Below are 21,484 nucleotides of genomic sequence, written 5' to 3'. Positions count from 1 at the left end.
GACGCGTGCCGGTGCGCGCGTCGCCGCTCACCCGGGCAGCTCGTGCAGGACACGGGCGAGGTGGGCGAGCTCGGGAACCTCGGCAGCCTGATCGAGCGCCGCTTCCAGCGTGGCATCGTGAGTGGGGCGCGCCGCGTCCAAGGCTGCTCGGCCCGCAGGTGTGAGCTCGGTATAGATACCGCGACGGTCGTCGTCGCACAGAATGCGGGTGAGTAGGCCCCGGTTCTCCAATCGATTCACCAACCTGGTGGTGGCACTGCTGCTGAGCGCCGCGGCCCGCGCGAGCTGCGCCATCCGCATATGCCAGCCGTCCTGGCGGTTCAGCGCGTCGAGCACCGTGTATTCGACCACGGAGAGGTCGTGGTCGCGCTGCAGTGCACGTTCGAGCTCCGACTCGAGCAGTCCGTGCAGGGCGGCGAGTGTGCGCCAGCCTTGCGACCGGATCTCGACGGCATCATCGGCGACTGCCACTGACCAACCTCCTGATGTTCGGCTCCAGACCGAGAATACCAGCTTGCGCACATAGAGCGCGTATGCAACTATTTACCACGCGTCTGCAACTACTGCAGGCGCGTGATTAGAGCGCTCGCTCGATTCTCCGAGTCTGTACGAAAGGGGTGGCTGCGATGCCACTGGGCCTACTCGCCCTCGCCATGGGCGGTTTCGGTATCGGACTCACCGAGTTCGTCATCATGGGACTGCTGCCGGAAGTGTCGGCTGACTTCCAGGTCAGCGAATCGGTGGCCGGTTACCTCATCTCCGGCTATGCCATGTCGGTGGCAGTCGGAGCCATCGTCATCACCGCGGCCGTCACACGCTTCGACCGCAAGCGTGTCCTCCAACTACTGATGGTGCTGTTCATCGGCGGAAATCTGCTGTCGGCGCTGGCCCCGACCTACGAGGTCATGATGGCCGGGCGGGTGCTCGCCGCCCTGTGTCACGGCGCGTTCTTCGGCATCGGGTCCGTGCTCGCGGCAGATCTGGTACCCGCGAGCAAGAAGGCGGGCGCCATTGCGACGATGTTCGCCGGACTCACCGTTGCCAACGTTCTCGGAGTCCCCTTCGGTACCTTTCTCGGTCAGCAGTTCGGATGGCGTTCGACCTTCTGGGCCATCACCGTCATCGGTGTGATCGCGCTGATCGGGATCGCGACACTGGTGCCGGCGGTGGATCGTCCGAGCGATCCTGCCTCAGCCGGACTTCGCGGCGAACTGCGCGCCTTCCGCACACCCCAGGTGTGGGTTTCGATCGCCGTCACGATCCTCGGGTTCGGCGGCATGTTCGGTGCCTTCACCTACATCGCCTTCACCCTCACCGAGGTCGGTGGATTCGCCTCCACCAGTGTTCCGTGGCTACTCGTCCTCTTCGGTGGCGGTTTGTTCGTCGGCAACTTCCTCGGTGGGCGTGCCGCGGACAAGGCACTGACCCGCACGCTGATCACCATTCTTGCGGTGCTGACCGTGGTCCTCGTCGTTTTCGCTCTCACCGCCGACAACAAGCCCATGACCGTCGCCGCACTGTTTCTGATGGGCGCATTCGGATTTGCGACCGTCCCGGGACTGCAGATGCGCATCATGAACTATGCGAAGGAAGCTCCCACTATGGCGTCCGGCGCGAATATCGCGGCCTTCAACGTGGGGAACGCACTCGGCGCGTGGCTCGGTGGCATGACCATCGCAGCGGGACTCGGATTCACCTCGCCGATCTGGATGGGCGCCGCACTCACGGTGGGTGCTCTCGCTGTTCTCGGTCTTGCCACCGTGCTCGATCGGCGTCCGGTGCGGTCGGAAGATGAGACAGTGTCGACGGTGGCGGTATAACGACACACTTCGGTCAGCCGAGCGGTGGAACAGAATTCGTCTGTCGCGCAAGCTCACTCAGACGCTGCGCACGGGCAACCTCGGCTGGCGTGAACGGCTCGTCGACAGCCCGTGTGAAGACGAGCATGTCACCGTCACGGGCCGGGATTTCGAGGAACGCCGTGTTGGCGGGGTACTCGTTCGACCGGGTCCGGTCGCTGAACGTGTCGACGTACTGCGCGCCGAGGAGTTCTGCGATAGACAGGGGAAGTTCGGACGGATCGGCCGCCACCCGCGCCGCCAACGTCAACGCCTTGGTCTGGCCGTCGATCAACGCGAGCGCCGAAGCGGGCCATACGCCGACACCGAGGCCGCCCGCGGACTCGACGGCAGTCGACAGTGCGTCCGGTGACGTGTCCCGGCACGCGCCGACAATCAACTCGTCGAGCGACCCGCCCTCGAGGTGATGGACATGCACCATGAGGATGTTCGCGTCGAGCTTCGCAAGGTTGTGGGCAAGCGATTCGAGCTGTCCCGGGCGGTCGCTCACCCGGACGCGGATGCGCCAGAGCGACTGTCCGGCCGCGAAATGGCTGTGCTTCCCCTCGGGCGGGCCGTGCAACCACCCGCTGAGCAGTCTCATCGCGGACGGCTCGACGACCCAGATCACCAACACCGTCGTGCTGACGGTGAGCACTGCGACGGTGACGAGGTAGGACACGTGGACATGGATGACCAAGGCATGGAGCACTAGTTCGACGGGAAAGACGGCGCACAGTTTGGCAAGCGCCAGGCGGACGCGGCGGGGGTGCGGGAGCCGACCGCACGCCTCGCACGCGTTGACATGAACTCCGGGTCCTCTCGCGGCATCGTTCATACACACACTGTCGGCGCACCGTGTTGCGACGCCATTTCACCGCACGTCGGTGATGTGACAGAGGGGCGTGAAATACGTTGGGTCACAGGGCCGACGTGGCTGTCGATACAGAACTCCGTTGTCGTGAGCTGGAGCACAGGGTTCCCGGTCAGACTCGTTGCGCGTCACCGAAGGTCATTCGGAGGTTGGGGATGGACGACGTGACCAACGCCCGTTTCGGGAGGCCGAGCGACCGCAGTTCTTCGGCAATCGGGTGGGTGCCCAGTTTGAGCTCCGCGCCACCTGGCCGGGACCGGACACCACTCGGGTTCATGTCCCAGGTGGTGAACCGGGTGATCCCATCGAGGTGTGAGTACGCCGCGAGGGAGGCACCGGCACCGGAACCGGGAAGCGATATGCCTTTGGCAACGCTCAGCTGAGCGATCAGCCGGCCATCCTGGCTGACCGACGCCCGCTTGACGGAGCTGACATGATCGACGTCGAAATCGGCCAACACCTTCGGGAAACCCCAAATTCCCCTACCGGCTGCGAGGGTGAACTCGCCGTCGACGGGCAGCCGATGGATCAAGGCACCTGCCCGGCCCTTGGCCAGAGCCTTCACATCCTGCGCGACCGAAGTGCTGTCGGTTCGGTGGTCGCGGACGAGGAAGGTCACGCCGAATTCGTTGTAGGGGCCCAAATCTCCGTCCACATAGTCGACGAACACCAGCGCGCAGATGCCGCGTCCGGGCCGGAACTGCAGTATCTCGAGGCCGGTGTAGTCGATCAGTTCCTGCGCGGCACCGGTCGGCACCGAGTACATCGCCGTGAATGCCGACGCCTGCCGAATCTCCACCGGCATGTCGACTTGCTTGCCCAGCACCTGATGTGAGTTCACGGCGCGACCACTCCGCGCAGTGCGTCCGCACCGAACATGGGCTCGAACATCGAGCGGAAATCGGGTCCACGCCGCAACATCTGACCACCATCGACGTTGATGATCTGCCCGGTGATCCACGTGGATTCGGGTCCGAGCAGGAACTTGGCGAGGGCGGCGATATCGGTGACTTCACCGACTCGGGCAATGGGTGTGTTGGCCATGTAGTCGTCGAGAACCGGGCCGCCGTCGGTGATGAGCGCGACGAGATCGGTGCGGGTCAGGCCGGGCCGGATGCAGTTGACGCGCACGTGGGACGCACCCAGTTCGTCCGCGGCGAGTCGGGTGAGGTGGTCGACGCCGGCCTTGGACGGGCCGTAGGCGCCGAACCATCGGTGCGTGTTGCTGCTGGCGATCGAGGAGATGGTCACGATGGATCCACCACCCGCGGCGACGAGGGCGCGTGCGGAATGTTTGATCGTCAGCATCGTGCCGGTGACGTTCAGATCCACCGTCCGTCGCCACGCATCGACGTCGAGCTGCGTCACCGGTCCCACGGTTTCGTTTCCGCCGGCGCAGGCAACGACCCCGTCCAGCTGTCCGGTGTGCTCGCTCGCCTTCGCGACCGCGCGGACGACGTCGTCCTCGGCGGTGACGTCGGCGACGACCGTGTCGACGGTTCCGGGCGGGTTGTCGGCCTCGATCCCGGCCGCCGCGGAGGACAGCTTTGCCTCATTGCGTCCACAAATCGTGATGTGCGCTCCTGCCGCCACCAACGCCGTGGCGATGCCCAACCCGATGCCGCTTCCGCCGCCGGTGACGAGCACTGACATCTTGGCGAGTCCGCTGTCGCCGTCGTTGTTACCCACGTGCCGACCTCCAGTTGTGAGAACTCGTGTCAATTCCGAGGCGCCGATCAGCGAGAACTTGCCGCTATACCCCTGTGTCATAATAAGAACACGTTCTATTATCGGGGCACGGTTCGCAGGATTCAATGCTGAGGAGCACGTCGATGGGGAACAGGCCGGAATTCGATCTGATCGACGGGCGGTTCTACTCGGGCGAACTCGGAGATCCGCGGGAGGCATACGCCTGGATGCGCGCCTACGAACCGGTGTACCGCGCGGACGGCATCCTCGGGGCGGCCAGCTACGAAGCGGTGCTCACCGCGGAGCGCGATCCGGAGTTGTTCTCCAACGCGGGCGGGATCAGGCCCGGAGTCGGTCCGCTGCCACAAATGATCGACATGGACGACCCACAGCACCTGCAACATCGTCGCCTGGTCAACGCGGGCTTCACCCGCAAGAAGGTAGAAGCCAAGATCGACCGGATTCGCGAGATCTGCGACCAGTTGATCGATGCGGTGTGCGACAAGGGCGAGGCGGACTTCGTCCGTGATCTGGCGGCCCCGCTACCCATGGCCGTGGTCGGTGACATGCTCGGTGTGCGCCCCGAAGAACGCGACACCTTCCTGCAATGGTCCGACGATCTCATGAATGCACTCGGCAGCAACGTCACCGAAGAAAGCCTGCAGGCCCAGCTGAACGCCTACCTGGCATTCACCGAATTCACGCACCGCACGATCGCCGACCGCCGGAAGAATCCGACGGACGATCTCACCAGCATTCTGGTGCACAGCGAAATCGACGGACACCGCCTCAGCGACGAGGACATCGTCGGAGAGACCCTGCTCATATTGATCGGCGGCGACGAAACCACGCGGCACGTCCTGAGTGGCGGGATGGAGCAGTTGATGCGTCACCCCGATCAGCAGGCGAGTCTGGTGCGCGACCCGGACGGTATTCCGGCGGCCATCGAAGAAATGCTCCGCTGGTCCTCGCCCATCAAGAACATGTGCCGCACGGTGACCCGCGACGCCGACTTCTTCGGCACACAGCTGCGGCGCGGCGAGAAGATGATGTTGCTGTTCGAATCGGCGAACTTCGACGACGCCGTGTTCGACGACCCGAACCGCTTCGACATCGCACGGTCACCGAACCCGCACGTCGGCTTCGGTTTCGGCACCCACTTCTGCCTCGGCAACCAGTTGGCCCGCCTCGAAGCCAGGATCATGTTCGAACAGCTGCTGTCGAGGTTGCCGGACATGACGCTCGTCGACGACGGCCCATTGCGCCGCCGCCCCGCCAACTTCGTGTCCGGGCTGGAGGAGATGCCGGTGAAGTGGTGAGGCGCTTCGCGCCCGTGAGTGGTTAGCGAGTCTCAGGACTCGTTAACCACTCACGGGCGGCGGAGCCGCCTACTCCGGGGCGCCGATGTTCAGCTCGTCCGGGTGGGCGCCGACGCGTGTGCCGTCATCCATCGTCTCGATCTCGCTGAGGTCCTGATCGGTGAGCTCGAAGTCGAAGACGTCGATGTTCTCGGCGATGCGTGCGTCGTGCACCGACTTCGGGATGACGATCAGCCCGTTCTGCAGATGCCAGCGGATGAGGACCTGCGCCGCAGTCTTGCTGTGCCGGTCGCCGATGCGAGTGATGATCGGGTCGGTGAGGAGCGTGTTGGGCTTCGAGTCGCTGCCCCAACCGGAGTTGCTGGTGCCGCCCAGCGGGCTCCACGACTCGACCGCGATGCCGTGCTCGGCGCCGTACTTGCGGATGTCGAGCTGCGCGAGATGGGGATGCAGCTCCACCTGGTCGACGGCGGGTACGACACCGCCCCGATCGACCAGCAGCTGCAGATGTCGTGGCTCGAAGTTGCACACCCCGATTGCCTTGGCCTTCCCCGATTCGGCGATCTTCTCCATCGCATCCCAGGTGCGCAGGATGCGGTCGTCGTCCTGGAGCGGCCAGTGGATGAGGTAGAGGTCGACGTAGTCGAGGCCGAGCCGGGCGAGGCTGGCGTCGAAAGCCTTCAGCGCCGGCTCGTAGCCCTGGTCGGAATTCCACAGCTTGGTGGTGAGGAAAATATCTTCCCGGTCGACGCCCGAGCCGGAGATGCCGCGCCCGACCCCCTCCTCGTTGCCGTATGCGGCGGCGGTATCGATGTGTCGGTAGCCCGCCTCGTCGATGGCGAACCGGACAGCGTGTTCGGTCTCGTCGTTGGTGGCCTGCCATACTCCCAGGCCGAGCTGCGGGATGGTGGTTCCGGAATTCAGCACGATGTGCGGTACTCGAGGACTCATGGTGTCCAGGCTATCGACTGTGCTGGTGTCCGGCGCGCGACAAGCCCGGCCTGGCATCATGCGGGGGTGACGCAGATCCGGCTTCTCGCGACCGACCTCGACGGCACCCTGTTGCGCTCGGACCGCGTGATCTCGTCCCGCACCACACACGCGATGGCGACGGCGCAGCAGTCCGGAATCGAGATCGTCTGGGCAACCGCCCGGGCCCGCCACTCGGTGCACGAACTGGCGCAGTCGTGCGGGTTTCGCGGCCGGGCTATCTGTGCCAACGGGGCAGTGGTCCTCGATCTCGCCGACGGCACCCCCGTGGTGACGGCCACGACGTCGATCGCGATGGCCTCCGCGTCGGCCGCAATGAGCAGGGTGCGGACGCTGCTCCCGGGTGTCGTGTTCGCGAACGTGGGACCCACCCGCTTCGTCGCCGAACCGGCGTACGCCGCGCTGTGCGACTTCGCCGACCACCATCGGCACCCCCACGACATGTCGCTGTCCGAGCTGCTGCCCGACCTGGACGAGCCGATGGTGAAGATCGTCGCCCGACACCCGGAGGTGTCGAGTTCGGACCTGTACCGGAAGGCGCTGTCCGCCGGCGTCGACGGTGTCGAGCTGACACATTCCGGCGCGCCGTACGTCGAAATGGCCGCATCGGGTGTGTCGAAGGCCAGTGCACTCGCCGAACTGTGCGCCGTCGACGGAATCGGAGCGTCCGAGGTGGCCGTCGTGGGTGATGCGATCAACGACCTGCCCATGCTGGCCTGGGCAGGGACGGCACTGTGCCCGTCGAACGCCATAGCCGAGGTTCAGGCGCTGGCCGACCGTGTGCTGCCGAGCAACGACGAGGACGCGGTCGCCACGTACCTGGAGGAGCTGGTAGGCGCTTCGCCCCCGTGAGTGGTTAACGAGTCCACCGTCTTCGATGGATGGACTGGCTATTTGTTTCCTGGGGCTCTACGACGTCAACACCTTCTAGTCGAAGCCGAGAAGAAAGACGATCTGCGCAAGGTCGGCTACTCGAGAGAGCTCGAGTCGACCCGTAAATCGTGGTTGGACTCCTGGTCGAAACCGCACCGGATTCCACTTGGAAAATCGGCTGTATCGAAGGGAACCACAACGCGGTTCGCTGACCTCTGGCCTGGGCGATCGGGATGAACGCATGCCGGCTCCGCAACAGGAGTGGTCCTGTTGCAGAGTCGGCTATGTGTGTCGCGCCTCGGGGGTCAGGCCGCTCGGGGTCGGGTCTGGTTGTGCGCGGGTATGGGTGTGCGTTCCCGGTCGACTTGCCGGGGCGGAATGAAGGCGGGGTGCCGGTCTGCTCCGATTTCGATTTCCCAGTCACTGTGGTGGAGCAGTCGGTGATGGAACCCGCAGAGCAGCACGAGGTTGTCCATGTCGGAGGGCCCACCTGCGGACCAGTGGACGATGTGATGGCCCTCGCACCATGACGGTGGCGCACCGCATCCGGGGAATGCGCATCCCCGATCTCTCGCGACCAGTGCTTTTCGTTGTCGTTTGGTCACTGTCCGGGTGGTGGTGCCGAGGTCGAGTGGCGCGCCGTGGTCGTCGAGCACGATCGGCGTGTAGATCGAGTCGCAGCTGAGGAGCCGAGCCGCTCGCAGGCTCAGCGGTCCCATCCATTCGGTCCACGCGACCCCGTCGACCGCGAACAGCGACGGGTCGGTCGCGCAGGCGCCGCGCTGATCTTCTGCGCTGGCGCCGGCATGGTCGCCGTGGTCGGCGAGGTCTTTGATGTTGATGTGGAGGGAGACGTGGGGTCGTTCTCCGCCTTCTTCGCCGGCGATTGCGGAGTTGAGGTACCGGCGCAGCAGTTCGGTGAACCCGTCGGCCCTGCGCTGTCCGGGGGTGCGGTTGTCCGTGGTTCCGTCCTGCGCGGGTCGCGGCTTGGAGAGTCCGGAGAGCGCGGAGAGCAGCATTTCGCCGGTGACGGCATCGAGGTCGCCTTTGACGGCGACGCGTCCGTTGAGTGTTCTGGAGGCGTGGAATTCGTTGAGTTCGGTGTCTTCGGCGGGCGGCGGGTCGTCGGATTCGAAGGCGCGTTCGAGGCGCGCGATGACGGCCCGCACGGCGTCGGTGTTGGCGGTAGGACCGCTCGCCGCGTACAGCAACGCGTTTCGGCAGTCGTCCATCGCTGCGAGTGGCATGCCTTTGGGCGGTCTCTCGCAGAATTTCATGATCAGTGCGGCGTGCTCCGCCGAGATAGTGGTGTCGAAGTATGCGTCCGCGATTTCCGGTTGGGAGCGTAAACCTCGTCCCAACATCACGATTCGTCCCGCCGCACCGACCTCGAGCAATGTTGTGGAGGCCAGCCACATCTTGGTGTTCGGAAACCCGAGCACATCGACCTTGCAGCGGTGGTCGACGGCACCGACGAGCCTGACGCGCAAAGCCTCGAGTCGCTGAATCTCCTCCGACACAGCAACCACCGATTCGAGCAACTCGGCCTCGGCCAGACGCCACGCATCACCGACCGCAGACGCCAGAATCTCGTCCGACAACGCCCCCTGGATATCCTCCCCGATCCCCATGATCGAATCCTACTTCGAACGCATGTTCGAGTCAATGGCCTGCCAATCCCGCCCAACCGCATCGTCGTCAAGAGGACATGGCGGCATGGCAGCTACCGGGGTGGTCCGTAGCTGGAACATCGGGGGATGCAGGGCATCATCGATTCCGACGCCACCCCCGGTGGCGCGTGGACGCATTTCAGCGACGTCGCCGGCCCAGGTTTCCGTTCGCTGAGGCCAGGACAGCACGTCACCTTCGAACCCGAGAGAGTGGTCAGCGGGACGCAGGACGGCTACCACCACCGTGCTCTGGACGTTCGGAAAGCAGAGTAGATCTGCTCGCTACTTCCCTCATCGCCAAGCCTCCGAATTCAAAAGCGGCAGATAGTCCCGCGGCTGCCCGAAGAGCTGGGCGCTGCCGTGGGCGCGTTTGAAGTAGAGCTGGGTGTCGTGCTCCCAGGTGATCGCGATGCCCCCGTGGAGTTGGATGGCCTCGGCTGCCACCGACTGCAGCGCCTCGGAGCAGTACACCTTGGCGATGACGGCGTCCTCGTTTGTGCCCGACAGCGCCGCGGCGTACGACATCGAGCGGGCCGTCTCGACCAACGCGTACATGTCGGCCATGCGGTGCTTGAGCGCCTGGAACGACGCGATGGCCCGCCCGAACTGCTTGCGCGACTTCGTGTATTCGACCGTCTGTTCCAACACCGCGGACGCCGCGCCGACCTGTTCCGCCGACAGGGCGATCAACGCGACGGTACGGATGCTGTCGACGAGGTCGGGTGACGACACCAGCCGGCGTGCGGCCGCACCGTCGAAGGTCACCTCGGCCAGCGTCCGCGTCGGATCCATCGTGGGTTCCCGTCGTCGGGTCACGCCGTCCGCCGTCGCCGAAACTTCGAACAGGCCGTCGTCCGTGAAGACGAGCAGCACGTCGGCGACGTCGCCGCCGAGGACGTACTGCGCCGTGCCCGACAGGGTCTCGCCCGCCGCGGTGACCCCGAAACGGAACCAGCCTTCGGAACCTGCCCAGCACAATGCGGCCACCGAACCCGCGGCAATAGTCGGGAGTAGCCGGGCGCAGGCGTCGTCGTCGCCCGACAGCAGTAGGGTCTGGGCGGCGAGGACGGCACTGCCCAGCATCGGTGACGGTGTGAGCGTCCGCCCCAGTTCTTCCTGCACCACATGCACTTCGAGTAGGGAGGCGCCGACGCCGTCGTACTTCTCCGGGATGGCCAGTGCCGCGACGCCGATCTGCTCGCACAGCCGTGCCCAGAGGGCTTCGTCGTAGCCGTGTTCGGTAGTGATAGCGCGGCGGACGGCACCGGAGTCGGAATGCTTGGACAGCAGGTTGCGTACGGACGCGCGGAGGTCGGCCCGCTCGTCGTTGTCGAAGCTCATGACGCACCCACGAGGGAATCGACCACGCGACCGCGGTGGAAAGACGATGTGCCCCAAGCGGTGACGAGTGCCCGGACTTTGGTAAGCCACAGCGACAGATCGTGTTCCTGGGTATAACCGATGGCGCCGTGCACCTGCAGCGCCACGCGCGCCGCCCGGTAGGCGGCGTCACCGCAGGCCACCTTGGCCGCGGAGACGTCGCGAGGGGCGTTCGGGGAGCCGTCCCGAACCGACAGCGCCGCGCCGTGCAGCAGCGGCCGGGACATCTCGAGCCCGACGGCCACCTCCGCGAGGTGATGTTTGATGGCCTGGAACTGCCCGATCACCTTGCCGAACTGCTTGCGCTGCTTGGCGTAATCGGTGGTCATCTCGAGCAGGGTGTGTCCGAGTCCCTGCAGCTGCGCCGCGGTGGCGAGCGCACCCAGATCGAAGGCGGGCGCACACTCGACCGCGCCCAGGCGTTGTCCGGCGGTCACGGGGAAGAGGCGGCGGGATTGGTCGACAGAGTCCTGCACCACTCCCGGATCGCCGAGGTGAAGTGACGAGTTTTCGACGAGGAGCACGAGATCCGCGGTGTCCGCATCGACGGCGAACGGCACGTGTGGGGGAGTGGCCACGGTAGCCAGAGAGCCTTCGGCGAGGGCGGACAGGCGCCCCGGTGCGGCCTGTGCGAGTAAGTGCGGTGCCACAGCGATGGTCTCGGCCACCGGGCCGGGCACGGCGTGGCGCCCCAGCTGCTCCACGGCGACGACGAGATCGACGGCGTCTGCGCCCAGACCGTCGTGCTCCTCACCGATCAGCAACCCGTTGATCCCGGTCTCGGCCAGACGCTGCCACACCTTCCGGCCGGGTTCTGTGTCACCACGGTTCCAGGACCGGATCACCGCCGGCATATCGGACTTCGACAGCAGCGCATCGATACTGGATGCGAAGTCCTGCTGGGAGGAGTCGAGCGCGAATCTCATTTATCCGCCTTGGGTAGGCCGAGCAGCCGCTCGGCGATGACGTTCTTCTGAATCTCGTTGGTGCCGGCGTAGATCGGGCCCGACAGGGAGAACAGGTAACCGTCCATCCAGTTGTCGGCGAGCTCGGCCGAGGCCCCCTGCAATTCGAGGGCGGTCTCGTGGGTGGCGATGTCCCACTCCGACCAGAACACCTTGTTGATCGACGACTCGGCGCCCAGTTGCCCGCCTTCGGCGAGACGAGTCACCGTGCCGAAGGTGTTGAGCTGATAGGCGCGGGCCCCGATCCAGGCGTCCGCGACGCGGTTACGCACCGCGGTGTCGTCGGTGCGGCCCGTCGACTCGAACAGCTCGATCAGCCGGTCGACGGTGGCAAGGAACCGGCCGGGGCTGCGCAGGGACAGACCGCGCTCGTTGGACGCGGTGCTCATCGCGACGCGCCAGCCCTCGTTGACGCCGCCGATCACGCCCGACTCGCCCGGGTGGGCCGGGTCGTCGGGGACGAAGACGTCCTCGAGGAAGATCTCGGCGAAACCGGGTTCGCCGTCGAGCTGGTCGATCGGGCGCACGGTGACACCCGGGGAGCGGAGGTCGAACATGAAGTAGGTGATGCCCTTGTGGCGCTGCGCGTCGGGGTCGGATCGGAACAGACCGAACCCCCAGTCCGCAAAGGTGGCTCGGGAACTCCACGTCTTCTGTCCGTTCAGCACCCAACCGCCGTCGACGCGGCGAGCGGTGGAACGTAGTGAGGCGAGGTCACTGCCCGACTCCGGTTCCGACCAGGCCTGGGCCCAGATGTCGTCGGCCCGGGCCATGCGCGGCATGATGCGTGCCAGCTGCTCCGCGTTGGCATGCTCGAACAGTGTGGGCGCCAACAGGAAGATGCCGTTCTGGCTGACCCGCCCGGGCGCGCCGGAGCGGTAGTACTCCTCCTCGAAGACCACCCACTCCAGCAGTGAGGCGTCGCGGCCGCCGAGCTCTTCCGGCCACGACACCACCGACAGGCGGGCGTCGGCGAGCGTGCGTTCCCACTGCCGGTGAGCCTCGAATCCCTCGGCCGTGTCCATCGACGGCAGGGGGCGCGACGGCACGTTGTCCTTCAGGAACGCTCGTATCTCGTCGCGGAACGCGAGAGTGGTGTCGTCGTACTCCAGATCCACTTACTTGGCCCCGTTCTCCGAGTTACGTGCGCTTTCCGCCATCGACTTGGCGTTCATTCCGCCGAGCGGATCCGTGTCGATCTCGGCATTGTGCGCGTGCGCGAAATGGTGCAATCCGAAGACGGAGTCCATGCCGTTCCGCATGCCCATCTGGTCCTCGCACTGGTTGACGGCCTTCTTGGTGAGCGCGAGCCCGAATCGCGGCATGGCAGCGATCCGTCCGGCGATCGCGAGGGTTTCCTTCTCGAGGTCCTCTCGCGGAACCACGCGGTTGATCATGCCGACCTCGTAGGCGCGTTGTGCGGGGAATCGATCACCGGTGTAGAGAATTTCCTTCGCGAACCGCGGATTCATCATCCACGGATGGGCGAAGTACTCGACACCGGGAATGCCCATACGTACGACCGGATCGGAGAAGAACGCATCGTCGGACGCCACGATCAAGTCACACACCCACGCCAGCATCAAACCGCCCGCGATGCAGGCCCCCTGCACCATCGCGATGGTGGGTTTGGGGATCTCGCGCCACCGGCGGCACATCCCGAGATAGACCTCCATCTCCCGGGCGAACCGCTGGTCGCCACCAGGCTTGTCGACGTGGTCCCACCACATCACGGCCTTGTTGTCGTAGTGGACGTGATGGTCGCGACCCGGTGTGCCGATGTCGTGTCCGGCGCTGAAGTGTTTTCCGTTGCCGGCGAGGACGATCACCTTCACCTCGTCGTCCTCGACTGCCCGCTCGAACGCGGCATCGAGTGCGTACGTCATCACCGAATTCTGGGCGTTCCGGTAATCGGGACGGTTGAGCGTCACGAATGCCACACCGTCGCGCACGTCGTAGGTGACGACGTCACCCTCGTCGGGGACCGTCATGATGATTTCTCCTCACGCAAGATGTTCTTCATTACTTTCCCGGACGGGTTCCGGGGCAGGGAGTCGACGAATCGCACCGTGCGCGGGACCTTGAATCCCGCGAGGTGCTTCTTACCGAAGGCAATTACGTCGTCCTCGGTCAGGGAGGCGCCCGGTTTCGCCACGACGTACGCCCGGCCGACCTCGCCCATGCGCTCGTCCGGTACACCGATGACGGCGGATTCGGCAACGCCGTCCAGGCGCGCCAGAGCGTTCTCCACCTCGGCCGGGTACACATTGAACCCGCCCGAGATGTACATGTCCTTCAGGCGGTCGGTGATGTCCAGGTACCCGCGTTCGTCGAGAACCCCGACGTCACCGGTGTGCAACCAGCCGTCCGGTTCGATGGTGCGGGCCGTTGCCTCCGGGTCGTCGAGGTAACCGAGCATGACGTTCTCCCCGCGCACCAGAATTTCGCCCCGCTCGCCGATCCGCACCTCCATACCGGGGATGGCCCGACCGGACGTGGTCGAGACGGTCACGGGATCGTCGTCGGTGCGGCACATGGTGATCACCACCGCCTCGGTCTGGCCGTACGCCGTGAGGACTGCTTCGAAGCTCAACTCGGACTGCATGCGTTCGACGAGCGCCACCGGGACCGCTGCCGCGCCCGTCACCGCGATGCGCAGGCTCGACAGGTCGTAGCGGGAGCGGTCGGGGTGGTCGAGGATCGACTGGAAGATCGTGGGGGCACCGGGCAACACGGTGATGTGTTCGTCGTGCACGGTGGCCATCACCTTGGGCACGTCGAACACGGCCATCGGCACGACGGTCGCCCCGGTGAGGAGGCAGACGAGAATGCCCGCCTTGTATCCGAACGTGTGGAAGAACGGGTTGATGACGAGGTAGTTGTCGTCGGCGGTCACCTCGGCACAGTCGGCCCAGGCCCGCGCGATCCCCACCACCTGCCGGTGTGCGCTCAGCACACCCTTGCTCCGTCCCGTAGTCCCGGACGTGAACATCACATCTGCGATGTCCTCGGCGTCGACGGCCCGGGCCCGCCTGTCTGCCGCCGCCCGGGTGTCGTCCGTGGCGAGGGCGAGGAAGTCGTCGAAGTCGAGGACTCCGGGTCTTTCGACGTCGCCCCCGTCGACGGGCACGCGGACCACGGTCGGCAGGTCGAGGGTGCTCGACTCGTCTCGCAGGGTCGCGTACCGGTCGGTGCCGAGGAACATGCCTGCGACCACCAGCACGGCGGCCTTCGTGCGCTCCACGATGTCGAGGGCCTCGGTCGCGGTGTAGCGGGTGTTGATCGGGACCAGCGTCGCCCCCGCGTAGTGCACCCCCAGCGCTGCGATCACCCAGTGAAACGTATTGGGAGACCAGATCGCGACGTGCTCACCTGGCTGTACGCCGCGGGCGCAGAGCGCTGCGGCGAAATCGCGGACACGGTCGTGGAGCTGTGTGAAGGTCAGACGGACGTCGCCGTCCGCCACGGCTTCGCGTTCGCCGAAGTCGTGTGCGGCCGCGATCACGGCGGCCGGAGTGGTTGTCGGTTGTGCGGTCACTTCGCTCCCTACCTACCTAGCAAGTGCTTGGTAGGTTATCTTACAGACGTGGACCAGAGCGAGAGCCCGGACGGGCTGATCACCGACGACGACTTCGCCCAGACCGTGAGAACCTGGCTGGCGGAGAACCTGACCGGCGACTTCGCACGCCTCGAAGGCAAGGGCGGACCCGGCAGCGAGCACGAGTTCTTCGAAGAACGACTCGCCTGGGACCGCCACCTCGCGGCCGCGGGGTGGACCTGCCTCGGCTGGCCTGCGGAGTACGGGGGCCGCGGGGCCACCCTGGCCCAGCAGGTGACGTTCCACCAGGAGTACGCGAAGTCGGGGGCCCCGGCGAGGGTCAGTCATGTGGGCGAGGAACTGCTCGGGCCGACGCTGATCGCGTTCGGCACCGACGAGCAGAAGCGTCGTTTCCTGCCCGGGATCAAGACGGTCACCGAACTGTGGGCGCAGGGATACTCCGAGCCGGGCGCCGGATCCGACCTCGCCAACGTCGCGACGACGGGCCGGCTCGAGGGCGGCAGATGGGTGATCAACGGGCAGAAGGTGTGGACCTCGCTCGCTCACGTGGCGCAGTGGGCGTTCGTGCTGTGCCGCACCGAGCCGGGGTCGAAGCGACACCACGGACTCAGTTTCCTCCTCGTCCCCCTCGATCAGCCAGGCGTCACCGTGCGCCCGATTCAGCAACTCACCGGCACGTCCGAGTTCAACGAGGTGTTCTTCGACGACGCCGTGACCGACGCGGATCTCGTGGTGGGCGAACCGGGTGACGGCTGGCGGGTCGCGATGGGCCTGCTCACCTTCGAACGCGGGGTCTCCACCCTCGGTCAGCAGATCGGCTTCGCCCGTGAACTGCAGGGAATCGTCGACCTCGCGCGTGCCAACGGCGCGGCCTCCGATCCGAATATCCGGGAGAAGATTGCGCGGGCGTGGGTCGGGCTTCGAGTGATGCGGGCGCACGCGATGCGCACCCTCGACGCGGTGGACGCCGGCACGTCCGGTCCCGAAGCGTCGGTCGCAAAGTTGTTGTGGGCCAACTGGCATCGCGACCTCGGCCAGTTGGCGATGGACGTGCAGGGTGCGGCATCACTGCTGGCGCCCACGGGACCGTCGTCGGACATCACCGACCCCGAACATCTCGAACTGGACGAATGGCAGCGGCTGTTCCTGTTCACCCGCGCCGACACGATCTACGGCGGATCCAACGAGATCCAGCGCAACATCATCTCCGAGCGCGTGCTCGGACTTCCCCGAGAGGCACGACCGTGACTACTGCTCCACTCGCCACCGCGCCCGTCGAGACCCCCGGACACGACCTACTGAAGGGCAAGAAGGTCGTCGTGACCGCCGCGGCCGGCACCGGCATCGGGTTCGCATCCGCCCGCCGCGCCCTCCTCGAGGGTGCCGACGTGCTGGTGTCCGACTGGCACGAACGCCGGCTGGGCGAGACACAGGAGAAGCTTGCCGCCGAATTTCCCGAACGCACGGTGAAGGCGCTCGCCTGTGACGTGTCGAGCACCGAACAGGTGGACGCGCTGATCTCCGGGGCCGCCGACGCTCTGGGCCGGATCGATGTCCTCGTCAACAACGCCGGGCTAGGCGGTGAGACGCCTCTCGTCGACATGACGGACGAGGAGTGGGACCGCGTCCTCGACATCACCCTGAACGGAACATTCCGGGCCACCCGCGCGGCGCTGCGCTACTTCAAGGCGGTCGAGCACAACGGAGTGCTCGTCAACAACGCGTCCGTCCTCGGTTGGCGGGCGCAGCACTCGCAGGCGCACTATGCGGCCGCGAAGGCAGGGGTCATGGCCCTGACCCGGTGCAGCGCCATCGAGGCCGCCGAGTACGGGGTGCGGATCAACGCTGTCGCGCCGTCCATCGCCCGTCATGCCTTCCTCGCCAAGGTCACCAGCGAGGAACTGCTCGACCGGCTGGCGTCAGGGGAAGCGTTCGGACGCGCAGCCGAGGTGTGGGAGATCGCCGCGACCATCGCGATGCTCGCCAGCGACTACACCACATATCTCACCGGTGAGGTCGTGTCGGTGTCGTCGCAGAGGGCGTAGGCGGCTCCGCCGCCCGTGAGGGGTTGACGAGTGCCTGGACTCGTTAACCACTCACGGGGCCGTAGGCCCTAGCAAGCGCTTGGTTGATAGGATGGAATGATGACTGCACCCCGAATCGACGAGACGTCCAAGACCGGACGCCGGGCCGAGCTGCTCGAGATCGCGGCCCAGCTGTTCGCGGAGCGTGGTCTGCGGGCCACCACCGTCCGTGACATCGCCGACGCAGCCGGCATCTTGTCGGGCAGCCTCTACCACCACTTCGACTCCAAGGAGTCGATGGTCGACGAAATACTACGAGACTTCCTGGACGACCTGTTCGGCAAGTACCGCGAGATCGTGGCGTCCGGGCGCAGTAGCCGCGCGACTCTCGAGGCCTTGGTCACCACCTCGTACGAGGCGATCGACACGTCGCATTCCGCGGTGGCGATCTATCAGGACGAGGTCAAGCACCTCGTCGCCAACGAACGCTTCGCCTATCTGGCGGAACTGAACACCGAATTCCGCGAGCTGTGGGTCGGTGTGCTCGAGGCCGGTGTGCAGGACGGCAGCTTCCGCCCCGACATCGACGTCGAACTCGCCTTCCGCTTCATGCGCGACACCGCCTGGGTCGCCGTGCGCTGGTACCGGCCCGGCGGCTCCCTGACCGTCGACACGGTCGCCAAGCAGTACCTCTCGATAGTCCTCGACGGACTCGCGAGCCCCAGAACCATCTGACTAGGAGTTCTCCATGACCGAGGCATACATCGTCGACGCCGTCCGGACCCCGATCGGCAAGAAGAACGGTGGCCTGTCCGGCGTGCACCCCGCAGACCTGGGTGCGCACGTCATCAAGGCGATCGTCAACCGCACCGGCATCGACCCTGCCGGCGTCGACGACGTCGTCTTCGGGTGCGTCGACGCGATCGGCGGCCAGGCGGGCAACATCGCACGGACGGCGTGGCTGGCGGCCGGATATCCGGAGGAGGTTCCGGGTGTCACCGTCGACCGTCAGTGCGGGTCGAGTCAGCAGGCCGTGCACTTCGGCGCACAGGCGATCCTCAGCGGCACCGCCGACCTCATTCTCGCCGGCGGCGTGCAGAACATGAGCCAGATCCCGATCGCGTCGGCGATGATGGTGGGGCAGCAGTACGGATTCGACACCCCGTTCGGCGGGTCGACGGGGTGGGTGGAGCGCTACGGCGACCAGGAGGTGTCGCAGTTCCGCGGCGCGGAGTTGATCGCGGACAAGTGGGACATCAGCCGGGAGGAACTCGAGCGCTGGGCGTTGCAGAGCCACGAGCGCGCGCGGACGGCGATCGCGGAGGGCCGCTTCGACCGCGAGATCGTGCCGTTCGGGGAGGTGACGACGGACGAGGGTCCGCGTGAGACGAGCCTCGAGAAGATGGCGTCGTTGAAGACTCTCACGGAGGGTGGCCGGTTGACGGCCGCAGTCGCGAGCCAGATCTCCGACGGCGCGAGCGCGGTGCTTCTCGCGTCCGCTGAGGCCGTCGAGCGATACGGATTGACCCCACGTGCCCGCATCCATCACCTCAGTGCCCGCGGCGCGGACCCGATCTTCATGTTGAGTGCACCGATTCCGGCTACGCGCTACGCGTTGGAGAAGACGGGCCTGAGCATCGACGACATCGATCTCGTCGAAATCAACGAGGCCTTCGCCCCGGTGGTGCTCGCATGGATCAAGGAGATCGGGGCCGACCCGGCGAAGGTCAACGTGAACGGCGGCGCGATCGCCCTGGGACATCCGCTGGGCGCGACTGGCACCAAACTGATGGCAACACTGCTCAACGAACTCGAGCGCACCGGCGGCCGGTACGGTCTGCAGACCATCTGCGAGGGCGGCGGCACCGCCAACGCCACCATCATCGAACGACTGTGAGTACTTATTAACCTCCCATGGTTAATAAGTACTCACGGGCGCGAAGCGCTACGCTCGAGGGACAGGTGACGAGTCCGTAAGCGGGGTCGTGATGCACGAACTGGCAATCACTCAGAGCGTCGTCGATGCCGTCTGCGAGAAAGCCGCCGGACGGACCGTTCACAGTGTGCGGGTCCAGGTGGGCGCCCTGACCGCGGTGGTCGCCGATTCGATGCAGTTCTGTTTCGAGTTGGTCACGGAAGGGACTGTGGCGCATGGGGCCCGACTCGACATCGACCACTCGCCGGGCAGCGCGCAGTGCCGCGAGTGCGGCACCACCTTCTCGCTCACCGACCTGGTGTTGCTGTGTCCGTGTGGAAGTGCCGATGTCGAGGTCACCTCGGGCCGGGAATTGCGAATCCTCTCGATGGAAGTGAGCTGAGGCGTATGTGCGCCACCTGCGGATGCGGCGACGACACCGGTACCAGGGTCAGCCGCCCCCACACCCACGACCACCCGCACGACCACGAGCACCCGCACGACCACCCGCACGACCACGAGCACGAGCACGAGCACGAGCATGAGACGGTCACCCTCGAGCAGAAGGTGCTGGCCAAGAACGACCTGACGGCCGAGCGCAACCGGGCCTGGCTGGCCGAACGGGGCGTGCTCGCGCTGAACATGATGAGTTCCCCCGGGTCCGGGAAGACCACCTTGCTCGAGCGGACCATCGCCGACATCGGCGGACACCGTCCGGTCTCGGTGATCGAGGGAGATCAGGAGACGATGCTCGACGCCAACCGGATCGAGGCGACGGGTTGCGCTGTCGTGCAGGTGAACACGGGCGCGGGGTGTCACCTGGACGCGGAGATGATGCGCGATGCGCTGACGGCGCTCGATCCCGGCCCGAACTCGTTGTTGTTCATCGAGAACGTGGGAAACCTGGTGTGCCCGGCGCTGTTCGACCTCGGGGAGCGGTCCCGGGTGGTGGTGATCTCCGTGACCGAGGGCACCGACAAGCCGCTGAAATATCCGCACATGTTCGCTGCGGCGAATCTGGTGGTGGTCAACAAGTCGGACCTGTTGCCGTACGTCGACTTCGACGTGGATCTCTGCACGAAGTATGCCCGGTCGGTGAATCCCCATCTCGAGGCGATCACCTTGTCCGCGACCACGGGACACGGCATGCAGCAGTGGTACGACTGGATCGCGGCGCAGTAACGGTCATGGCTGAACTGGCCCGATGTACCTGAGGGCCGTTGACACGCGAACACCGTGAGGAGCTAAATAGGGAATAGCGTCACACAGGTGGGCCGACGGTCGACCCCGGTGGCGACAGGAGCCGTGTTCGGCTCCGGAAAGCGACCTGCTATGCCGACACAGGAAGCAATCAAAGCCGAGGAAACCCTGATCCACGTCCTGTGGATCAACGCGGGACTCAGCTGCGACGGGGATTCGGTGGCCTTGACCGCTGCCACTCAGCCCAGTGTCGAGGAAATCGCTCTCGGCGCTCTGCCGGGCCTGCCGAAGGTGGCCGTGCACTGGCCGCTGATCGACTTCGAATGTGGGCCCGAGGGCGGCGCCGACGACTTCATCGAGTGGTTCTGGAAGGCCGACCGCGGCGAACTGGAACCTTTCGTACTGGTCGTCGAGGGGTCGATCCCCAATGAGCAACTTCACGACGAGGGGTACTGGTGCGGTTTCGGCAACAACCCGGAGACCGGTCAGCCCGTCACGACGAGTGAGTGGCTCGACAAGCTGGCTCCCAAAGCGACGGCAATCGTGGCGGCCGGTACGTGCGCGACGTACGGCGGTATCCACGCGATGGCCGGCAACCCGACGGGAGCGATGGGCGTCCCTGATTACCTCGGCTGGGATTGGAAATCGAAGGCGGGCATTCCGATCGTGTGTGTACCGGGTTGCCCGATCCAGCCGGACAATCTGTCCGAGACGTTGACCTATCTGCTGTACATGGCCACCGAACAGGCGCCGATGATTCCGCTCGACGACGCGCTGCGTCCGCAGTGGCTGTTCGGAAGCACAGTTCACGAGGGCTGTGACCGGGCCGGGTACTACGAGCAGGGCGACTTCGCCACCGAGTACGGCTCACCCAAGTGCATCGTCAAGCTCGGCTGCTGGGGACCCGTCGTCAAATGCAACGTCCCCAAGCGTGGGTGGATCAACGGTGTGGGCGGTTGCCCGAACGTGGGCGGAATCTGCATCGGTTGCACGATGCCGGGATTCCCGGACAAGTTCATGCCTTTCATGGACGAGCCGCCCGGCGGAAGGCTGTCCACGACCGCATCCGGTCTGTACGGCTCCGCGATCCGCAGTCTGCGCAGAATCACCAAGAACACCTTGGACAAAGAGCCGCAGTGGCGTAGCCGCGGCACGAAACTGACCACAGGCGCCACTCGCACCTGGTAG

Annotated in this window: 22 protein-coding genes; 11 read left to right on the top strand and 11 right to left on the bottom strand. The window is 65.7% G+C overall.

All coding sequences use genetic code 11. The annotated features are described in order from the left end of the window. Window positions 1–27: 27 nt before the first annotated feature. Window positions 28–471 carry a MarR family transcriptional regulator gene (locus HYG77_RS11735; RefSeq protein ID WP_109326680.1) on the bottom strand — a complete coding sequence of 148 codons (444 nt, stop codon included), beginning with the start codon at window positions 469–471 and terminating at the stop codon, window positions 28–30. A 155-nt stretch (window positions 472–626) separates the two neighbouring features. On the opposite strand from HYG77_RS11735, the gene HYG77_RS11730 reads away from it, so the two are divergent. Next, complete coding sequence (locus HYG77_RS11730) at window positions 627–1,820, top strand: MFS transporter (protein ID WP_208962742.1); 1,194 nt, start codon at window positions 627–629, stop codon at window positions 1,818–1,820. Window positions 1,821–1,833: 13 nt separating this feature from the next. Here HYG77_RS11730 and HYG77_RS11725 read toward each other — a convergent pair whose 3' ends face one another. From HYG77_RS11725 to HYG77_RS11715, 3 genes are all read right to left on the bottom strand, one after another. Further along, complete coding sequence (locus HYG77_RS11725) at window positions 1,834–2,676, bottom strand: amino acid-binding protein (protein ID WP_208962741.1); 843 nt, start codon at window positions 2,674–2,676, stop codon at window positions 1,834–1,836. A 148-nt stretch (window positions 2,677–2,824) separates the two neighbouring features. After that, window positions 2,825–3,553: an acetoacetate decarboxylase family protein gene (locus HYG77_RS11720; protein ID WP_109326684.1), complete on the bottom strand. Its 729-nt coding sequence runs from the start codon at window positions 3,551–3,553 to the stop codon at window positions 2,825–2,827. After that, window positions 3,550–4,401, bottom strand: coding sequence for an SDR family oxidoreductase (locus HYG77_RS11715; RefSeq protein ID WP_280123302.1), 852 nt, complete (start codon window positions 4,399–4,401; stop codon window positions 3,550–3,552). The genes HYG77_RS11720 and HYG77_RS11715 overlap by 4 nt, the downstream gene beginning before the upstream one ends. A gap of 143 nt (window positions 4,402–4,544) precedes the next feature. Between HYG77_RS11715 and HYG77_RS11710 the strand changes: the two genes are divergently transcribed. Further along, entirely contained in the window at window positions 4,545–5,720 is a 1,176-nt protein-coding gene (locus tag HYG77_RS11710; protein WP_208962739.1) for a cytochrome P450, read from the top strand. A gap of 69 nt (window positions 5,721–5,789) precedes the next feature. Here the strand turns inward: HYG77_RS11710 and HYG77_RS11705 are convergent, their stop codons facing one another. Then, on the bottom strand, window positions 5,790–6,671 hold the full coding sequence (locus HYG77_RS11705) for an aldo/keto reductase (RefSeq protein WP_109326687.1): 882 nt from the start codon (window positions 6,669–6,671) through the stop codon (window positions 5,790–5,792). A gap of 66 nt (window positions 6,672–6,737) precedes the next feature. On the opposite strand from HYG77_RS11705, the gene HYG77_RS11700 reads away from it, so the two are divergent. Continuing rightward, the gene (locus HYG77_RS11700) at window positions 6,738–7,562 is read left to right on the top strand and encodes an HAD-IIB family hydrolase (protein WP_208962738.1); all 825 of its coding nucleotides are present in this window, start codon (window positions 6,738–6,740) and stop codon (window positions 7,560–7,562) included. A gap of 326 nt (window positions 7,563–7,888) precedes the next feature. Here HYG77_RS11700 and HYG77_RS11695 read toward each other — a convergent pair whose 3' ends face one another. Continuing rightward, the gene (locus tag HYG77_RS11695; RefSeq protein WP_208962737.1) at window positions 7,889–9,214 is read right to left on the bottom strand and encodes an HNH endonuclease signature motif containing protein; all 1,326 of its coding nucleotides are present in this window, start codon (window positions 9,212–9,214) and stop codon (window positions 7,889–7,891) included. A gap of 126 nt (window positions 9,215–9,340) precedes the next feature. On the opposite strand from HYG77_RS11695, the gene HYG77_RS11690 reads away from it, so the two are divergent. Beyond that, window positions 9,341–9,526 carry a cold shock domain-containing protein gene (locus tag HYG77_RS11690; protein WP_208962736.1) on the top strand — a complete coding sequence of 62 codons (186 nt, stop codon included), beginning with the start codon at window positions 9,341–9,343 and terminating at the stop codon, window positions 9,524–9,526. An 18-nt stretch (window positions 9,527–9,544) separates the two neighbouring features. Here the strand turns inward: HYG77_RS11690 and HYG77_RS11685 are convergent, their stop codons facing one another. The 5 genes from HYG77_RS11685 to fadD3 are packed head-to-tail and all read right to left on the bottom strand — an operon-like array spanning window position 9,545 to window position 15,136. Beyond that, window positions 9,545–10,594, bottom strand: a complete 1,050-nt coding sequence (locus tag HYG77_RS11685) for an acyl-CoA dehydrogenase family protein (protein ID WP_208962735.1) — start codon at window positions 10,592–10,594, stop codon at window positions 9,545–9,547. Next, window positions 10,591–11,559: an acyl-CoA dehydrogenase family protein gene (locus tag HYG77_RS11680; protein WP_208962734.1), complete on the bottom strand. Its 969-nt coding sequence runs from the start codon at window positions 11,557–11,559 to the stop codon at window positions 10,591–10,593. The genes HYG77_RS11685 and HYG77_RS11680 overlap by 4 nt, the downstream gene beginning before the upstream one ends. Beyond that, window positions 11,556–12,716 (bottom strand): acyl-CoA dehydrogenase family protein, encoded by a 1,161-nt coding sequence (locus HYG77_RS11675; RefSeq protein WP_208962733.1) that lies wholly within the window; start codon window positions 12,714–12,716, stop codon window positions 11,556–11,558. The genes HYG77_RS11680 and HYG77_RS11675 overlap by 4 nt, the downstream gene beginning before the upstream one ends. Then, window positions 12,717–13,589 (bottom strand): enoyl-CoA hydratase, encoded by an 873-nt coding sequence (locus tag HYG77_RS11670; RefSeq protein ID WP_109326696.1) that lies wholly within the window; start codon window positions 13,587–13,589, stop codon window positions 12,717–12,719. It abuts the gene before it with no gap. Continuing rightward, the gene (fadD3, locus tag HYG77_RS11665) at window positions 13,586–15,136 is read right to left on the bottom strand and encodes a 3-[(3aS,4S,7aS)-7a-methyl-1,5-dioxo-octahydro-1H-inden-4-yl]propanoyl:CoA ligase (protein WP_208962732.1); all 1,551 of its coding nucleotides are present in this window, start codon (window positions 15,134–15,136) and stop codon (window positions 13,586–13,588) included. Before fadD3 ends, HYG77_RS11670 begins: the two co-directional genes overlap by 4 nt. 48 nt (window positions 15,137–15,184) lie before the next feature. Here fadD3 and HYG77_RS11660 point away from each other — a divergent pair, with 48 nt between their 5' ends. From HYG77_RS11660 to HYG77_RS11630, 7 genes are all read left to right on the top strand, one after another. Next, window positions 15,185–16,405: an acyl-CoA dehydrogenase family protein gene (locus HYG77_RS11660; protein ID WP_208962731.1), complete on the top strand. Its 1,221-nt coding sequence runs from the start codon at window positions 15,185–15,187 to the stop codon at window positions 16,403–16,405. After that, window positions 16,402–17,202 carry an SDR family oxidoreductase gene (locus tag HYG77_RS11655; protein ID WP_109326699.1) on the top strand — a complete coding sequence of 267 codons (801 nt, stop codon included), beginning with the start codon at window positions 16,402–16,404 and terminating at the stop codon, window positions 17,200–17,202. Before HYG77_RS11660 ends, HYG77_RS11655 begins: the two co-directional genes overlap by 4 nt. Window positions 17,203–17,301: 99 nt before the next feature. Beyond that, complete coding sequence (locus tag HYG77_RS11650; RefSeq protein WP_208962730.1) at window positions 17,302–17,916, top strand: TetR/AcrR family transcriptional regulator; 615 nt, start codon at window positions 17,302–17,304, stop codon at window positions 17,914–17,916. A gap of 13 nt (window positions 17,917–17,929) precedes the next feature. Continuing rightward, complete coding sequence (locus HYG77_RS11645) at window positions 17,930–19,078, top strand: acetyl-CoA C-acetyltransferase (protein WP_208962729.1); 1,149 nt, start codon at window positions 17,930–17,932, stop codon at window positions 19,076–19,078. A gap of 91 nt (window positions 19,079–19,169) precedes the next feature. Further along, entirely contained in the window at window positions 19,170–19,499 is a 330-nt protein-coding gene (gene hypA, locus HYG77_RS11640) for a hydrogenase maturation nickel metallochaperone HypA (protein ID WP_109326702.1), read from the top strand. Window positions 19,500–19,504: 5 nt separating this feature from the next. After that, window positions 19,505–20,278, top strand: a complete 774-nt coding sequence (gene hypB / locus HYG77_RS11635) for a hydrogenase nickel incorporation protein HypB (RefSeq protein ID WP_208962728.1) — start codon at window positions 19,505–19,507, stop codon at window positions 20,276–20,278. 150 nt (window positions 20,279–20,428) lie between these two features. Continuing rightward, window positions 20,429–21,484 carry a hydrogenase expression protein HypE gene (locus HYG77_RS11630; protein ID WP_109326709.1) on the top strand — a complete coding sequence of 352 codons (1,056 nt, stop codon included), beginning with the start codon at window positions 20,429–20,431 and terminating at the stop codon, window positions 21,482–21,484.

The organism is Rhodococcus sp. ZPP (assembly GCF_017656075.1).
Classification (GTDB): domain Bacteria; phylum Actinomycetota; class Actinomycetes; order Mycobacteriales; family Mycobacteriaceae; genus Rhodococcus_F; species Rhodococcus_F oxybenzonivorans.
This window is presented reverse-complemented; position numbering and strand designations above follow the sequence as displayed.

What these genes read in the sequence shown, in the direction of transcription:
- HYG77_RS11730 (WP_208962742.1), top strand. Translation starts at nt 627, where the DNA reads ATGCCACTGGGCCTACTCGCCCTCGCCATGGGCGGTTTCGGTATCGGA.
- HYG77_RS11725 (WP_208962741.1), bottom strand. Translation starts at nt 2,676, where the DNA reads ATGAACGATGCCGCGAGAGGACCCGGAGTTCATGTCAACGCGTGCGAG.
- HYG77_RS11710 (WP_208962739.1), top strand. Translation starts at nt 4,545, where the DNA reads ATGGGGAACAGGCCGGAATTCGATCTGATCGACGGGCGGTTCTACTCG.
- HYG77_RS11705 (WP_109326687.1), bottom strand. Translation starts at nt 6,671, where the DNA reads ATGAGTCCTCGAGTACCGCACATCGTGCTGAATTCCGGAACCACCATC.
- HYG77_RS11695 (WP_208962737.1), bottom strand. Translation starts at nt 9,214, where the DNA reads ATGGGGATCGGGGAGGATATCCAGGGGGCGTTGTCGGACGAGATTCTG.
- HYG77_RS11690 (WP_208962736.1), top strand. Translation starts at nt 9,341, where the DNA reads ATGCAGGGCATCATCGATTCCGACGCCACCCCCGGTGGCGCGTGGACG.
- HYG77_RS11685 (WP_208962735.1), bottom strand. Translation starts at nt 10,594, where the DNA reads ATGAGCTTCGACAACGACGAGCGGGCCGACCTCCGCGCGTCCGTACGC.
- HYG77_RS11680 (WP_208962734.1), bottom strand. Translation starts at nt 11,559, where the DNA reads ATGAGATTCGCGCTCGACTCCTCCCAGCAGGACTTCGCATCCAGTATC.
- HYG77_RS11670 (WP_109326696.1), bottom strand. Translation starts at nt 13,589, where the DNA reads ATGACGGTCCCCGACGAGGGTGACGTCGTCACCTACGACGTGCGCGAC.
- HYG77_RS11650 (WP_208962730.1), top strand. Translation starts at nt 17,302, where the DNA reads ATGACTGCACCCCGAATCGACGAGACGTCCAAGACCGGACGCCGGGCC.
- HYG77_RS11645 (WP_208962729.1), top strand. Translation starts at nt 17,930, where the DNA reads ATGACCGAGGCATACATCGTCGACGCCGTCCGGACCCCGATCGGCAAG.
- hypA (WP_109326702.1), top strand. Translation starts at nt 19,170, where the DNA reads ATGCACGAACTGGCAATCACTCAGAGCGTCGTCGATGCCGTCTGCGAG.
- hypB (WP_208962728.1), top strand. Translation starts at nt 19,505, where the DNA reads ATGTGCGCCACCTGCGGATGCGGCGACGACACCGGTACCAGGGTCAGC.
- HYG77_RS11630 (WP_109326709.1), top strand. Translation starts at nt 20,429, where the DNA reads ATGCCGACACAGGAAGCAATCAAAGCCGAGGAAACCCTGATCCACGTC.